The sequence below is a fragment of the Paraburkholderia sp. FW306-2-2C-D06C genome, assembly GCF_058781505.1.
The window spans coordinates 23,442-36,975 of record NZ_JBYSWU010000045.1; the positions used below are offsets into that span (position 1 = coordinate 23,442).

The following is a 13,534-nucleotide window of genomic DNA, read 5'->3' on the forward strand; positions in this document are numbered from 1 at the left end:
TGTCGCGCAGACGCGGCGAGGCGGGCGAAGCCAATTCCAGTTCCAACGGCATGGGCCTGGCCCCTCAATGCATATACGTGACGCGGCGAGCTTGCACGTCGAGTTCGAGACCGGCGTCGAGCAGATCGATGGCGAACCAGCGGATCAGCTTCAGCACGCCGCTGACGGCCGGCGCGGGCAGCCATTCGGTCAGCATGCGTAACGCGGCGCCGCTATGGGTTCGTTGCAGCAGCGCGATGGTTTGCAGAATCACGGCTTCGTCTTTGCCGAGATCGCTGGCGCAGCGGCACCGCATGTCGAGCGGACGGTAGGACACGTGCATCAGCGAACGCATCAGCAGATCGAAGTGTTCAATGCCGTCTTGCCGCAAGCCCACACCGGTCAGGATGTCGCGCCAGTTCATGCCGCTGCGCACCGTTTCGCAAGCCGGGCGCAGCCACGTGCGCACGGCGCTCAGGACCGTGCGGTCGGGCGCGTCGGTGGTGTCGATGGAATGATCGTCGATCAGTTCGGGACGGCTGCTGTATTGAGAGCGGAAGTTCATCGATGCTCCTGAATGGACACGGTCCAATGAGTCGCGCCGGCCTGATCGGAGGAATGCCGCGTCGCAGGCCAGCGCTGTTCGCAGGCGACGGATGGGCGATGACGCAATGCTTGCTTGCGTCAGGTTCGTGCCGGCTGAAGCGGACGCCATTCGCGCACGTGTTCGCTGCGCGGCGGACGCGCCGTTGTCTGCCCGGGCGTTTTCGGCGTGCCGACAAAGAGGAAGCCGAGCAGCCGCTCGTTCGGCGCGAAGCCCAGAGCGTCATGCAGTTGCGCTTCGTCACTGTCCGCGCCGGTGGACCAGAAACCGCCGTAACCGAGCGCATGAATCGCGTTCAGCATGTTCATCGTGGCCGCGCCGACCGCCAGCAATTGTTCGCTCTCGGGCACCTTCGGATGAGCCGAGAGCGCGGCGCCGAGCGCGATGATCAGCGGCGCCGCATAGGCCTTTTGCCGCCGATGCGCATGCGCCGAACGCGGCTCGCCGGGCGAGCGGGCGCACGCCAGGTCGACCAGCACGTCGCCGAGCCGGCCGCGCGCGTCGCCGCGGATCGTGACGAAGCGCCACGGCCGCAGATTTCCGTGGTCCGGCGCGCGCAATGCCGTGTCGAAGATCAGATTGAGCTCGGCGTCGGCAGGACCCGGCTCGATGAGCGGCCAGTGAGACTGGCGCGACAGCAGCACTTCGAGCACCGCCTTCGCGTTCGGCGTGGTGGCGGCGTCCGGCAGCGTGTCGATTTCAGCTTCGGTTTCGGGACAGCAGGCGTCTGGCGTGATCATGATTTCATTCGGCGGGTAGCACGGACTCCATCATGATCGAAATCATCGTTAAATGCAAATGATTCTCATTTAGACGATGGCGCGATGCGTTACACCTGCACGGAAGGAATGCTCTTCATGCAGCGCAGTGCGAACATCGAGCGGCTGTGGCGGATGCCGGCGATCTTGTAGAGTTTCTCGCGCAGAAACCGCTCGTAGCCGGCGGTGCCGTCTACCGCCACCTTGACCAGATAGTCGTAGTCGTTAGCTGCCTGCGTGGCCCGACTGCCTGCGTGCAGACGGCCTTTAGGTTGCTCAGGATGTTTTGGTGGACGTTTTGACCGCGCTTTGTACGGCGACATTGCGATAGACGTCGCGGCAGAATTGCATGCTGGTGTTGTCGTGTGTGCCGGTGACGGCAGCCGTTATTTTCACTGCGCCTTTGTCGGACGGGGGTGTTGCTGGATTGATCACAGCGGCATCGATTGCGAACGGATCGGTGGCTGATGCGCGCATGATGCCGATGCCTTTGATCGTGACCGCGAGACAAGGATCCGGAACCTGCGGACCGTGCGCGGCGGCGACGTTGAAATTGATGTTCAGCGTCCAGAAACCTTCGTGAATGCCCTGATGAATGATCACCGCCTTCACCACGTCCTGATGCGACAGCGTGTATTCGTTGCTTGCCATCGGTCCCTCCTTGCTCGGACGCGGCATGCGCGAGCGCGTACGTATCTGGCATTCGCGCGGAACCGTCAGTCTAGTCTTTGGCTTCGATTCCTCGACTACCTGTCAGGTCCGGTCCAGGCTAATACCCGTTATGGGAGGGCGAAATTTGCCTGGCAGGACTCGTCCGACGTGTATGTGCCTTAGCCGATGGCGCACGGTGTGACGCAGCAGGCAACGTCGTCGTCGTCGTTACGCGCAGCGTTACGTAACGTGAGCTCGATTTCCGGTAGCAAATGGCGCTCGCTGACGGGAGGCATCCCACGAAGCCGCACCTTAGCCGTCGCTCTGCAGGCTCCTCTCCGCCTCAAACCGATCCAACTCCCTGAGCAGTCTCCCAATCGTGGAAATCTGCGAATCGGACAGGTGGAAAACATCCAGAATCTGTTCAAGCCGTCTACGCCAATAGGCCGGCGGCAGCACAGGCTCACCGCGAAACGCGCTCAGCGACGGCACCATCACACGCGCTACGTGCGCGATGTCTTCATCCATTGTCATGCCCACAACCCCGAAGACCTCGTTGTTTAGTTTTGGCCCTTGTCATATGGCTCGCTTAGGCTGAAAACGTATGCGCTCGAGTAGCGCCCGCAAGCCGCGACCCGACATAGTAGAAACTCAAAATCCACCGGTCAAGGTCTCTGACTATTATTCGCGGTTCAGAGCGTCAAACCTTCACCTTGCCTCTTAAGCATCCGCTTCCGCCTGCCCGCCCGTCATCAGCTCAACTTCCAGATAAGTGATCCGCACAGGCGGCACGAACCACGCGAGGCACAAACCGATTAGCGCAGCCGCGCCCGCCACCAGAATGCCGATATGGATCGACTGCACCAGCGCATCGCGCGCGGAATTCATCATCGCGTCGCCGGCATGGCCGGCGCTCACCAGCCGATTGATCAAGGCCGCCTGTTCCGCGCGGTCCACCAGCAGCTCCGGACTCGCGAACGACTTGAACCACTGCGTAGCCTGATACGAATCCAGCGACCGGTGCACGCCGCGCGTGTAGAGCAATGCGCCCGTCATCACGGTGCCGAGCATGCCGCCGAACGTGCGCAGCGATTGCAGCAGTGCGGTGGCGGCGCCGAGATGGTCCCGCGCGACGATTTGTTGCGAACAGATCGTCAAACTGGTCGCCACCAGTCCGAGCCCGAGTCCGCTCAGGCCCATGCACGACATCCATACCAGATGCGGCTCCGTGCCCCGCAGTGCGACCACGCTCAGACACGCAAGCGCGGACAGCGCAAAACCCGCATACATGATCGCGTTCGCGCGGCGAATTCGTGTGACGATACGATTGTTCACCACGCTTCCCACAGTGGTGCCGAGCAGCAGCGGCGTGATCAGCATGCCCGAGTCGTGCGCGGACATCGCGTAGCCGCCCTGAAACAGCAACGGCACATAAAACACCAGCGAAAACAGCGCAAAACCACCGAGCACAGACATCGCGAAGAGCGGGGAGAGCTTGCGATCCATCAGCATGTCCACCGGAATGATCGGGTAGCCAATGCGTCGCTCCCACAACCAGAGTATCAGCGCGCAGCTCGCCGTCACAGTGCCCAGCACGACCGTCATCGTGCTGAAGCCTTGCCTCGGAAACAACTCGATCAGCAATTGCAGCGAACCGAACGTGACAGCGACGACGAACGCGCCGAGCCAGTCGAGCCGCACACGGCCGCTATGCCGCAAATGACGCAGCGGCGGCAGAAAGCGCAGCACGAACAGCAGCGAGACCAGTCCGACCGGCACGTTGACGAAGAACACCAGCCGCCAGCCGCCATATTGCGTCAGCAATCCGCCGAGCGTCGGGCCGACCATATTGGCGATGCCGAACGCCGACGTGACGAACACGAGCCAGCGCAGCCGCAGCTTCGGATTGGGGAACAGATCGGCGACGGTGGCGAACACGGTGCCGATCAGAATGCCGCCGCCGATGCCTTGCACGCCACGCGCGATCACAAGGAGCAACATGCTCGAGGCGACGCCGCACAATACCGACGCACAGGTGAACAACACGATGGCGGCGACCAGAAACGGCTTGCGGCCGAACAGGTCGCCGAGCCGCCCGAAGATCGGAATGGTGATCACCGATGCGAGCATGTACGACGTCGCGACCCACGCGTACAGATCGAAGCCCTTCAGATCGGCGACGATGCGCGGTAACGCGGTGCCGACGATGGTCTGGTCCAGCGCCACCAGCATCGCGACGAACGCAATGCCGAGCATCGCCAGCACCGATTCGCGAAACGGCAGTAGTTGTCCGTTGGGACGTGGCGCGGCTTGACCGGGAGTCATGGTGTGCTCCACGGAAAGTAACAGCGGGCGCGGTGGGTTTACTTGTGTGCCGCCTGGTGCGCGGCCAATGCGGCACCCAGATCTTCATCCGTCATGGCCGGCGAGACGGACAACGACAACAGGTCGCCCCATTCGAGCGCCAGCGCCGAAAGCCCACGCGTATCGTCCGCTTCGACAATTGCGACGCCATGCAAGCCGCCGACCGCGTGCCAGCGTCCGAGCAATTCGACGCCCTCCGGTGCCTTGCCGCCGGTTTTCATGAAGCGCTCGATCACGGATTGTTCGGCAGACGGCTGCCCAACCCACTGCACGATGAATTTCATTGCGGATCTCCAATTTGAATTGGCGATGCCGGCTCGTGGCGGGCTGCCATCGTCGCGAGCGTCGCGTGGCGCTCATGTATGACGTGTGTCGCGACACTTCCACGCCAGCATGCCGCTCGAACATGCGCTGTTCGCGAGCGGCATAAGACCACGTGGCGTCTTAACCATCATAGTTGACGATGCGAGGGCTATCGTCGCCGCATACGGACATTCAATAGGCCTATTGAACAATGCGCCCTACGCGGCCAAAGCGTGGAGGGCGCATGGTTTCCAATTACGGGCATCTCGCGCGTCCTACAGGGGAAGGACGACGGATTTCATGGCGGTACTCGCGACCCCGTCGGTGTGTAACCTGCAACCGGAAGAAAAAACGCGAGGGGCACATACGCAAAACGGCACGCGCATCGAGCGCGTGCCGTTACTGCGAAAGTCCGAACCGGAGTCTACCCGCGCGACAACTTGCGCGGCGCGGCCGTGTCGGCGATTGCCTGGTACGCTGCGGGAAAACCCGGTGGATACTCGACGACGCGCGGCGAACCCGGCGCCGGCTGCGCGGCAAAACTCCAGCGTGCACCGATCCGCGCTCCGCCGATAATCGCGGCCATGGCCTGGCGGTCAAGTTCGACACTGTCAGTGAGGTCTTTGATGACGACTTTTGCCATGAGGGCTCCAGATAAATAGGCGAGTCGGCAGTCCGCTTCGTTGGTGCGACGGTTCGGCTGCCGCCCGGTTTGAGTCGTTAAAGTGTGCTGAGGTCTCCTCGTCCTATCAGTATAGGAAATCTGCTTGCGGCCCGCCTATCGAGTACAAGTGATCGGTACGGCGGATCGGCACGGCGCTCCCGCAGCGGGGCAATCCTGGTTTGCGAAAGCATGGGTCCGGGGCTAGTATCGAAGCGGCACATGTAACTGGTTACGACAGGTTTTTTATCAGCCCGACTGGTTTCGCTCGTATGCGATCCGGTCCAACGGCAGCGGCGGCGCTTCGCAAAAATGGCTAGCCTTGCGCATGTGATTCGCGACTTTCAGAGCGGCGAGCTGTCACGCGACGAGTTCGTCGCTCAGCTCGACAGCACGTTGACGACCGAAGGGCTCGGTCCGGCGCAGCTGCTGGAGATGCTCGGCGCGGCCCAACGCCAGACCCCGCTGCCCGACGATCTGTACGCGGAAGTGCGGCGGCGGATCGAACAGTTGCGCGTCTCGAACGTGGCGGCCGGCGGCGAGGAAACCGGCGTGCAGACGACGATCGAGATTCCATCGGTGCCGTCCGCGAGTTCCGCAAGCGCCTCGAACTCGTCGAGCGCCTCAAGCTCCGCAGGTGGGATAAACCCACCGGGGCACGATCAGGTCAAAGGCACCGGCGACACGCTGAACAACCGCTTCGTTCTCGAGGAATGTCTGGGCGTCGGCGGAATGGGCACGGTGTACAAGGCGCTCGATCTGCGCAAGCTCGAAGCCTCGGATCGCAAACCGTATCTCGCGATCAAGGTGCTCAACCTTCAGTTCCGCGGCAACCCGAATTCGCTCGTCGCATTGCAACGCGAGGCGCGCAAGGCGCAGGTGCTGGCGCATCGCAACATCATCACGGTGTACGACTTCGACCGCGATGGGCCGATCGTCTACCTGACGATGGAGTATCTGACCGGCAAGCCGTTGAGTCAGTTGTTGCGCACGCCCGGCTACAAAGGCATGCCGGTGCGCGCCGCGCTGCCGATCGTGCGCGGCATGTGCAGCGCGCTCGCCTACGCGCACGAACGCGGCTTCGTGCATTGCGACTTCAAACCCGCCAACGTATTCCTGACGACCAGCGCCGAAGTGAAGGTGATCGACTTCGGCATTGCGCGCGTATTCCAGCGGCCGGAGGAGGAGAGCGACGCAACGGTGTTCGATCCCGGCAGCCTCGGCGCGTTGACGCCCGCGTATGCAAGTGCGGAAATGCTGGAACATCTTGAACCGGACCCGCGCGACGACATCTATGCGCTTGGCTGCATCACCTACGAGTTGTTGACCGGCCGTCACCCCTTCGATCGACTGTCGGCGACCCAGGCGCGCAGCGCGGATTTCAAGCCGCAGCGGCCCGCCAACCTCGACGTAAAACAGTGGCGCGCGTTGCGCGCGGCGCTTTCGTTCGATCGCAAGACGCGCATGCCGAGCGTGGTGCGCTTCATCGCGGAGTTCGACAACGAAGCGCGCGCCGAGAAGTCGGGGACGTTGGTGAAGGCGGCGCTCGCGGGTTTGGCTGTGTTGTGCGCGGCAGTGGTCGGCGTGTTTGCGTTCCGGTCGGCGCCGGATCGCCAGAGCGGAACACAGCCGGTGACGACGGCTTCGCAGGCGGTAGCGGAGCAGGCGGCGGGTTCGGCAGGTTCAGAAGGTTCGTCGCCGCCGTCTGCGTCCGCGGCGACGGTGGCGAGCACGCCTCTACCGCCGCCAACTGCCGGGCCGCCCGCGGCGCCGCCCATCGCGCAAGCTCCGCTACCCGTGCCCAAGCCGGCGCTGACGATGGCCGTCGTGATGCCGATGCTGGCGCAGGTTCCGTGTTCCGCGCTGGCCGGTTCGGCGCACGACCATTCATTGACGGTTCGCGGCTACGTCTCGCAACGCTACGGTGCGGCGCGTCTGAAGGACACGCTGACCGCGCTGCCGGGCGTGGAGACGCTCGCGCTCGAAGTCGAGCCGCTCGCCGACGACAAATGCGACACGATCAAAGCGCTAGCACCGTACTGGGTTCGCGACTGGCAGGCCGGCCACGTCGCGGCGCTGCATGTGCGCCCGCCTGGCGGCCAGTTGAGCGAAGGCGATCCGCTCGTGGTCGACGTGACGACACCCGCTTACGACTCGTACGTCAACCTCGACTACTACCAGCTCGACGGCAGTGTCGTGCATATGGTGCCGAGCCCGCGCGCGAAGGACAATCAGGCGCCGCCGCGCTACGCCGCCACGATCGGCAGCGCGGGCGACTGGATCATTTCGAAGCCGTTCGGATCGGAAATGGTGGTGTTGCTGATTACGCCGGTGCCGCTATTCGACAAGCCGCGGCCGGAGAGCGAAGCACACGCCGACTATCTGCGTGCGCTCGATACGCGTCTCGCGCAAATCGCCGGCAAGTACGGTCAAGATCACATCGTCGCCGATTTCGCGCAGATCACGACCAAGCCGCGTGCGCCCTGACGCATGCGCAAAATCATCTGCGGCAGCCGGATCACTTGAGTTCCTTGACCACCCTGAAGCCGTCCTGCGACTGGCGCACGCCCGCACTGTATTTGAAGCGCGTCGCGCTGAGCATGTAGTTCGCGCCTTCGCGCCACGAGCCGCCGCGAATCACGCGCATCTCGCAACCTGGCGTATCCCACGCGCGGCCGTCGGTGGGCGCGCCCTGGTACGAGTTGTGCCAGCAATCGCCGACCCACTCCCAGACGCTGCCGTTCATGTCGTACAGGCCGAGCGGATTCGGCGCGAACGAACCCACGCTCTCAGGACCTTCCTTGTGCCACGGCTCGCCGCAATCCTTGCAATTGGCGTTGCCCTTGCGCATCGGGTCGCCCCACCAGTATTGCGTGGTGGTGCCGCCGCGGTCCGCGTATTCCCATTCCGCCTCGGTGGGCAAACGATATGTTTTGCCGGTCACCTTGCTGAGCCATCTCACGTACTGCTGCGCGTCGTCCCAGCTGAGGTCGCGGGCCGGCGCGCTTCTGTTGGAATTGGTTTCGGGCGTCAGCTTTTGACAGGCGTTGGCGTCGGCGCACGCGTTCCATTGCTCGACCGTCACGTCGTATTTGCCGATCGCGAATGGCGCGCCGATGGTTACGCGGTGGACGGGTTTCTCGGAAGGGTCGTCGGTGCTGCTGCCCATCGAGAACGAGCCCGCCGGTACCGCGATCATGACGGGGCAGGTAGTGCAATCCCGGGTCTCGTTGGCGTTCGCCGGGCGTGCTGAGGGTTTTTGCGCGGTTGAAGGCGCGGTTGAAGGCGCGGTTGAAGGTGCGGTTGAAGGTGCGGTTGAAGGTGTAGCAGCAGGTGCTGCCGGTGTTGGCGTGACCGCCGCGCGCGGGTGTTCCTGCGGCGCTGCACTGGCGGGCGCGGCCGGCCGCGCGGCTTGTGGTGCAGGCGCTGGCGCGCTCGACGGTGCGGCGGCGCGCAGCCGGTCGATACGCGCATGGGCGAGCGTGGCAAAGCGGCCGTTCGGATAGGCCTTCAGATAGGCCTCGTAGTCGCTCGGGTAGTTGCTGTCCTTGATCGAATTCCAGAAGGTGATTTCGTATTGCTCGCTGCTGTCCTTCGGCAGGATGCCGCGGCTGTGCAGCACGACAACCGGTTCAACGAGCGTAGCGGCGGCGAGCTGCGCGGCCGCGACATCGGAAGAACGCATATTTAAGTGAAAAGCCCTGGAAAGCGACGAGGTCATCCATGGTGTTTGCTTACCGCCGGTGTTCTCGCGAACCTGTATGGCGACCCGTTGAAACAGGTCATGAAGATCTTGCGACGGAGCGTCGGCAAGGGCACGCAACAGTGTGCTCGTATAGACGCCATGACGCACGCCATCCGCCGCGAAGCCACCCGGCGCTGTTGCGTAAGCGATTAGCGTATTGCCGGGAAGCGCATGTGTACCGATTTTTGCGGGAGCCGAGAACGGATTGTTCAGGCACGTATCGAGGATCACGAGATTGAGCGGATCGGCACGCGGCGCACGCATCGCTTGCAACACGCTGCTCAAGTCGACGCCTTCGCCAATCAGCCGCGCCGGTGAGCGTGTGTCGGTGCGGGCGGGAATCAGCAGCGTCTGCTCGCCGACTTGCATGCCATGTCCAGCGAAATAGAAGAGCCCAACGCCACCCGCATGCAGACGTTGGCGGAATTCGGCGATGGCCTGCTGCATCTGCTGCGGAGTCGCGTCGATACGCACGATGACGTCGAAGCCGTGGGCGCGCAGCTGGTCACGCATTGCCAGCGCATCGCGCGGCGCGTTCTCACGAACCTGATCGGTGTCGTGGTCATACGCGCCGTTGCCGATCACGAGCGCGACGCGCCGGGGATTGACGTTGTCTGTCGGTTCGGCGGTCACAGCTGCAACGCCGGCGTCTACGCCGCCGCCGCGCTGCGCTGCGGCATAGGCATGACCCCAATGCGCCTGAATTGCCCCGGCCATGCACACCAGCAGGAATATTCGCCACATATTCAAATCCTGTTTGTTCCGGACAGAACATAGGTATTCGACGCCCGCGACGCCCGCAGCGGCCGTTGGAGTGCATAGGGCGGCACGTCGACGCCGCTATCGACCATCCGTAGACAATCTATGAACAACGATAGCACGCAGTTCGCGCGCTACAACCGTCCGCTTGCCGTCAACGTGTTATACGGTTAACGAATGTGGCGTTTCTTTTTGGCAAGTTACGTCCTAAGCTGAATCACAAAGTAACAACGCAGCGCGGCCTTTGCATGCCGCGGCCGTCCGACCACGCGTGCGCCCGCAAAAAAACAGCCGGAGCGCGCGGTCCTCGCCTCGAGTAACGAAGGCGCTGGGCCACTCTTCGGGAGAGTGCGCAATGCGAATAACAGCCACGCTGGGCGTGCTCAACACGCGGCATCGGGTGTGCGCGCGATCCACCGCTCTCGGTACAGTTCTTTGCGCCGCGTTTGTCGCCCTGCTCGGCATCGCGCCGCTGTCCGAATCCGCGCTCGCCGCGCAAACAGCTTCCCCGCCGGGCGCCGAGGAATACATCATCTGGCCGCCGGACGGCGCCGTGATTCACGGCGGCAAGCTGTGGGTACGCATGGGGCTGCGCAACATGGGCGTGTGTCCGAAGGGCATCGTTTTTCCCAATACTGGCCATCACCATTTGCTGATCGACACCGATCTGCCGCCGCTCGACCAGGAAATTCCATCGGATCGAAATCACCTGCACTTCGGCGCCGGCGAGACGGACGCGCGCATCGAGTTGCCGCCGGGTAAGCACACGTTGCAACTCATTCTCGGCGACCACAACCACGTGCCACACGTGCCGCCCGTGTATTCGAAGAAGATCACCATCAACGTGCAATAAGACTCGCGCGACCCGGTCGTTCAAAGTGGGTCCGTCTGGACGGAGAGCCTTTCATGTACAGGAACATCGCGATCGCGGCGCTTGTGACACTGGCGGTACTGGCCTCGCCGGGCCTCGCCTTAGGCGGCACGACGCCCGCGCCGGCCGGCGCGCATGCATATATCGGGTATCCGAACGACGGCCAGGTGGTGCCCGCCAACAGGCCTTTTCGCGTGTGGTTCGGCTTGCGCTTCATGGGCGTGGCGCCCAAGGGCGTCAAGTATCCGAACACCGGCCACCATCACCTGCTGATCGATACCGATCTGCCGCCGATGGACCAGGAAATTCCCTCAGACCGCAACCATCTGCATTTCGGCGCGGGCGAGACGGAAACGATGATTCAACTGCCGCCCGGCAAGCACACGTTGCAGCTGCTGTTGGGCGACGACATGCACATTCCGCACAACCCCCCGGTTTACTCGAAGAAGATCACGGTCATTGCACGGTGAGATTGTGACGCGGCGCGCCACCTCACCGCGCGCCGTGCCATCCACAGTGTCTCGGTTCGGCCAACACCGCAGCGTGCGTTGTTGGTTGCGATCCACCATCTCCCGCTTGCCGCTTTGCCACCATCTCGATGCGGTTAGCGGGACCGCATCCCGCCTGGCCTTTATCGACAGCCTTTCTGCGATTTTCTTAGGATCGGAAAACAAACCTGGCACAGCCCATGCGTTAGTGACACTCGAGCAGACAAATTGCTTGAACCCAGCCGCAAGACTGGGCTGTTTTCCTTCCAGGAGAATTACCATGAACACGCTGATGATCAAAGACCTGTCCATCACCGAACAACTCGACGGCAAGGCCATGAGCGCCGTGCGCGGCGGCTTCGGCTACGACTACCCGTTGTCGTCGTACTTCAGCTTCGCGCCGGTGTATGCGCCGAACAACAGCAAGCAGGTCGAGGCCACGCAACTGATCAGCACGACGCTGAACATTCAGAATGCGAATGGCAACAACGCAGCGTTCGATGCCGGCATCACCACCACGATCAACCCGCATCTGAGCACCAGCAACAACATCTACGTCGGCTGAACGGCGCTGGCCGCCGCGGAGGCTTACCGGCCGCCGCGGGCCGCGCAACGGCGGCTCGTCAAAAAGAATTCGCAATCAATCGTTCTTTTCACGCGACCCCCGCGTCACCGTACGATCCCCGCGCCGACTTTCTTGCACCGCTTCGATGGTGAAGCCGGGCAGGACCTGCTTTACTTGAAGAGCGCGTTCTGCTCGTGCAGCGCAGCCGGCGTCATCGGAGAAAATCGTGTCAGCGTTGCTTGATTCATCGGTCCGTCAGCGCTTCTTCAATGCATCGGCGCAGCGCTGCCCGGCACTTCAACGGGCTAATACGGGCCGCCTGGCCACGGCGGCGCGCGCAGCCGGCGCCGCGATCGTATCCGCGCTGCTGCTGTGCGCGTGTGTCGATGTGAGCATGCCCGATTACAAAAGGCCCGACACGCCGGCCAAGGCATCGTGGTCGGATCAGAAGGGCGCGCCGGTGTCGGCTGCCGCGACCATCGAACCCGACTGGTGGAAAGGCTTCCACGATCCGTATCTGGACACGCTGATCGCGAAAGCGATTGCGGGCAATTTCGACATCAAGGTGCTGGCCGCGCGTATCGACGTCGCCGGCACGCAGATCGGCGAGGCAAAAGCCGGTGCGTTGCCGACCATGGATCTCGGCGCGGGCGCCGATTTCGAGAAAACCACCCGCCAGACTTTCTCCAAACAGTACAACGTCGCGACCCAGGTGAACTGGGACATCGACATCTGGGGCAAGGTGGAGAAGGGTGTGCTGGCGCAAAAAGCCGAGTTCCATGCCACCGAGGCGGACTGGCGCGCCGGCTATCTGGAGTTGGTCTCGAACGTATCGAGCACCTATTTCCAGATCCTGCAATTCGACGACCAGATCGAGCAGCAGGAGAAAACGCTCGTCACGAACAAGCAGATTCTCACGATTTACGACGGGCAGAGCCGCAGCGGTCTCGTGCCTCACACCCAGGTATTGCGTCAGCAAGCCGAGATCAACCGCCTGACGAACCAGTTGCTCGAACTGCGCCGCTCACGCGATCTCGCGAACAACGCGCTCTGCACGCTGGTCGGCGTACCGGCCGGCGAATTCCAGCTGCCCAAAGGGCATTTGCAGCAACGCGTGCAACTGCCGTCCGTGCCGGACGGTTTGCCGGCGCAATTGCTCGCGCGGCGTCCCGACGTGGTAGCCGCCGAATTAAGAGTGCTGGAAGCCTACGACCTCGTCGGTCAGGCCAAGCTCGCGCAACTGCCCACCATCAGCCTGACCGGTCACGGCGGCACCGCCAGCTTCGCGCTGACCGACCTGCTGAAATCGTTCACGTTCGGCTTCATGCCGAGCATCAACATTCCGCTGCTCGATCCCGGCGTGCGAGCGCATGTGAAGGTCACGCAAGCGCAATCGACGGTGGCCGAGCAGCAGTATCGCGTCGCCGTGATGGGCGCGTTCGAGGAAGTGGAAAACGCGCTGGTCAATCTGAATTCGCACAAGGCGCAGCGCGTGGAATTGCAGCAGCAGGTGTCGCGCCTGCAAATCGTCGCCGATCAGATCCAGGCGCAATTGCGTCTTGGCGTCGTGTCGCAGCTGGAAGTTTTCGAAACCGAACGGACACTGCTGGAAGCGCAGCAGCAACTGCTTGCCAACCATCAGTTGATTCTGTCCGACACGGTGCTGCTCTATAAAGCGCTGGGCGGCGGTTGGCCGAGCGTCGACGTGCAAGCGCAAGTGAAGGATAAGTGAAGGATAAATAAAGGGCAGCTAAGGGCAGCTAAGGGCTCAAGTAAAGGAACGCTG

13 protein-coding genes and 2 pseudogenes are annotated in these 13,534 nt (G+C 62.8%); 5 read left to right on the forward strand and 10 right to left on the reverse strand.

The features are described from left to right. Nucleotides 1–64: 64 nt before the first annotated feature. The 8 genes and pseudogenes from AC3WLT_RS27410 to AC3WLT_RS27445 all read right to left on the reverse strand — a co-directional run bounded on the left by AC3WLT_RS27410 (nucleotide 65) and on the right by AC3WLT_RS27445 (nucleotide 5,302). The gene (locus AC3WLT_RS27410; RefSeq protein WP_492594806.1) at nucleotides 65–544 is read right to left on the reverse strand and encodes a hypothetical protein; all 480 of its coding nucleotides are present in this window, start codon (nucleotides 542–544) and stop codon (nucleotides 65–67) included. A 119-nt stretch (nucleotides 545–663) separates the two neighbouring features. Next, on the reverse strand, nucleotides 664–1,323 hold the full coding sequence (locus tag AC3WLT_RS27415; RefSeq protein ID WP_492594807.1) for a nitroreductase family protein: 660 nt from the start codon (nucleotides 1,321–1,323) through the stop codon (nucleotides 664–666). 89 nt (nucleotides 1,324–1,412) lie between these two features. Continuing rightward, a pseudogene (locus tag AC3WLT_RS27420) lies at nucleotides 1,413–1,571 on the reverse strand (Lrp/AsnC ligand binding domain-containing protein); the annotation flags it as partial. 46 nt (nucleotides 1,572–1,617) lie between these two features. Next, nucleotides 1,618–1,992, reverse strand: a complete 375-nt coding sequence (locus tag AC3WLT_RS27425; protein WP_492594808.1) for a hypothetical protein — start codon at nucleotides 1,990–1,992, stop codon at nucleotides 1,618–1,620. A gap of 312 nt (nucleotides 1,993–2,304) precedes the next feature. Then, entirely contained in the window at nucleotides 2,305–2,520 is a 216-nt protein-coding gene (locus AC3WLT_RS27430) for a hypothetical protein (protein WP_492594809.1), read from the reverse strand. A 192-nt stretch (nucleotides 2,521–2,712) separates the two neighbouring features. Continuing rightward, the gene (locus tag AC3WLT_RS27435) at nucleotides 2,713–4,317 is read right to left on the reverse strand and encodes an MFS transporter (RefSeq protein WP_492594810.1); all 1,605 of its coding nucleotides are present in this window, start codon (nucleotides 4,315–4,317) and stop codon (nucleotides 2,713–2,715) included. Nucleotides 4,318–4,355: 38 nt separating this feature from the next. Continuing rightward, nucleotides 4,356–4,640, reverse strand: coding sequence for a DUF3303 domain-containing protein (locus tag AC3WLT_RS27440; RefSeq protein WP_492594811.1), 285 nt, complete (start codon nucleotides 4,638–4,640; stop codon nucleotides 4,356–4,358). 443 nt (nucleotides 4,641–5,083) lie between these two features. Beyond that, on the reverse strand, nucleotides 5,084–5,302 hold the full coding sequence (locus AC3WLT_RS27445) for a hypothetical protein (protein WP_492594812.1): 219 nt from the start codon (nucleotides 5,300–5,302) through the stop codon (nucleotides 5,084–5,086). Nucleotides 5,303–5,632: 330 nt separating this feature from the next. Between AC3WLT_RS27445 and AC3WLT_RS27450 the strand changes: the two genes are divergently transcribed. Further along, a complete protein-coding gene (locus AC3WLT_RS27450) occupies nucleotides 5,633–7,807 on the forward strand; it encodes a serine/threonine protein kinase (protein WP_492594813.1) in 2,175 nt (724 codons plus the stop codon). 31 nt (nucleotides 7,808–7,838) lie between these two features. Here AC3WLT_RS27450 and AC3WLT_RS27455 read toward each other — a convergent pair whose 3' ends face one another. Further along, nucleotides 7,839–9,041 carry a formylglycine-generating enzyme family protein gene (locus tag AC3WLT_RS27455; RefSeq protein ID WP_492594840.1) on the reverse strand — a complete coding sequence of 401 codons (1,203 nt, stop codon included), beginning with the start codon at nucleotides 9,039–9,041 and terminating at the stop codon, nucleotides 7,839–7,841. 33 nt (nucleotides 9,042–9,074) lie between these two features. Beyond that, nucleotides 9,075–9,809 (reverse strand): annotated as a pseudogene (locus AC3WLT_RS27460) (caspase family protein); the annotation flags it as partial. Nucleotides 9,810–10,179: 370 nt separating this feature from the next. On the opposite strand from AC3WLT_RS27460, the gene AC3WLT_RS27465 reads away from it, so the two are divergent. The 4 genes from AC3WLT_RS27465 (at nucleotide 10,180) to AC3WLT_RS27480 (ending at nucleotide 13,480) form a co-directional block, all read left to right on the forward strand. Beyond that, complete coding sequence (locus AC3WLT_RS27465; RefSeq protein WP_492594814.1) at nucleotides 10,180–10,677, forward strand: DUF4399 domain-containing protein; 498 nt, start codon at nucleotides 10,180–10,182, stop codon at nucleotides 10,675–10,677. Between the two features lie 53 nt (nucleotides 10,678–10,730). Beyond that, nucleotides 10,731–11,165, forward strand: a complete 435-nt coding sequence (locus AC3WLT_RS27470) for a DUF4399 domain-containing protein (RefSeq protein WP_492594815.1) — start codon at nucleotides 10,731–10,733, stop codon at nucleotides 11,163–11,165. 298 nt (nucleotides 11,166–11,463) lie between these two features. Beyond that, nucleotides 11,464–11,748 carry a hypothetical protein gene (locus AC3WLT_RS27475; RefSeq protein WP_492594816.1) on the forward strand — a complete coding sequence of 95 codons (285 nt, stop codon included), beginning with the start codon at nucleotides 11,464–11,466 and terminating at the stop codon, nucleotides 11,746–11,748. Nucleotides 11,749–12,067: 319 nt separating this feature from the next. Next, complete coding sequence (locus AC3WLT_RS27480; RefSeq protein WP_492594841.1) at nucleotides 12,068–13,480, forward strand: efflux transporter outer membrane subunit; 1,413 nt, start codon at nucleotides 12,068–12,070, stop codon at nucleotides 13,478–13,480. Nucleotides 13,481–13,534 lie beyond the last annotated feature (54 nt).

Coding starts and splice junctions, on each gene's coding strand:
- AC3WLT_RS27410 (WP_492594806.1), bottom strand. CDS start 544: ATGAACTTCCGCTCTCAATACAGCAGCCGTCCCGAACTGATCGACGAT.
- AC3WLT_RS27415 (WP_492594807.1), bottom strand. CDS start 1,323: ATGATCACGCCAGACGCCTGCTGTCCCGAAACCGAAGCTGAAATCGAC.
- AC3WLT_RS27425 (WP_492594808.1), bottom strand. CDS start 1,992: ATGGCAAGCAACGAATACACGCTGTCGCATCAGGACGTGGTGAAGGCG.
- AC3WLT_RS27430 (WP_492594809.1), bottom strand. CDS start 2,520: ATGGATGAAGACATCGCGCACGTAGCGCGTGTGATGGTGCCGTCGCTG.
- AC3WLT_RS27435 (WP_492594810.1), bottom strand. CDS start 4,317: ATGACTCCCGGTCAAGCCGCGCCACGTCCCAACGGACAACTACTGCCG.
- AC3WLT_RS27440 (WP_492594811.1), bottom strand. CDS start 4,640: ATGAAATTCATCGTGCAGTGGGTTGGGCAGCCGTCTGCCGAACAATCC.
- AC3WLT_RS27445 (WP_492594812.1), bottom strand. CDS start 5,302: ATGGCAAAAGTCGTCATCAAAGACCTCACTGACAGTGTCGAACTTGAC.
- AC3WLT_RS27450 (WP_492594813.1), top strand. CDS start 5,633: ATGGCTAGCCTTGCGCATGTGATTCGCGACTTTCAGAGCGGCGAGCTG.
- AC3WLT_RS27455 (WP_492594840.1), bottom strand. CDS start 9,041: ATGACCTCGTCGCTTTCCAGGGCTTTTCACTTAAATATGCGTTCTTCC.
- AC3WLT_RS27465 (WP_492594814.1), top strand. CDS start 10,180: ATGCGAATAACAGCCACGCTGGGCGTGCTCAACACGCGGCATCGGGTG.
- AC3WLT_RS27470 (WP_492594815.1), top strand. CDS start 10,731: ATGTACAGGAACATCGCGATCGCGGCGCTTGTGACACTGGCGGTACTG.
- AC3WLT_RS27475 (WP_492594816.1), top strand. CDS start 11,464: ATGAACACGCTGATGATCAAAGACCTGTCCATCACCGAACAACTCGAC.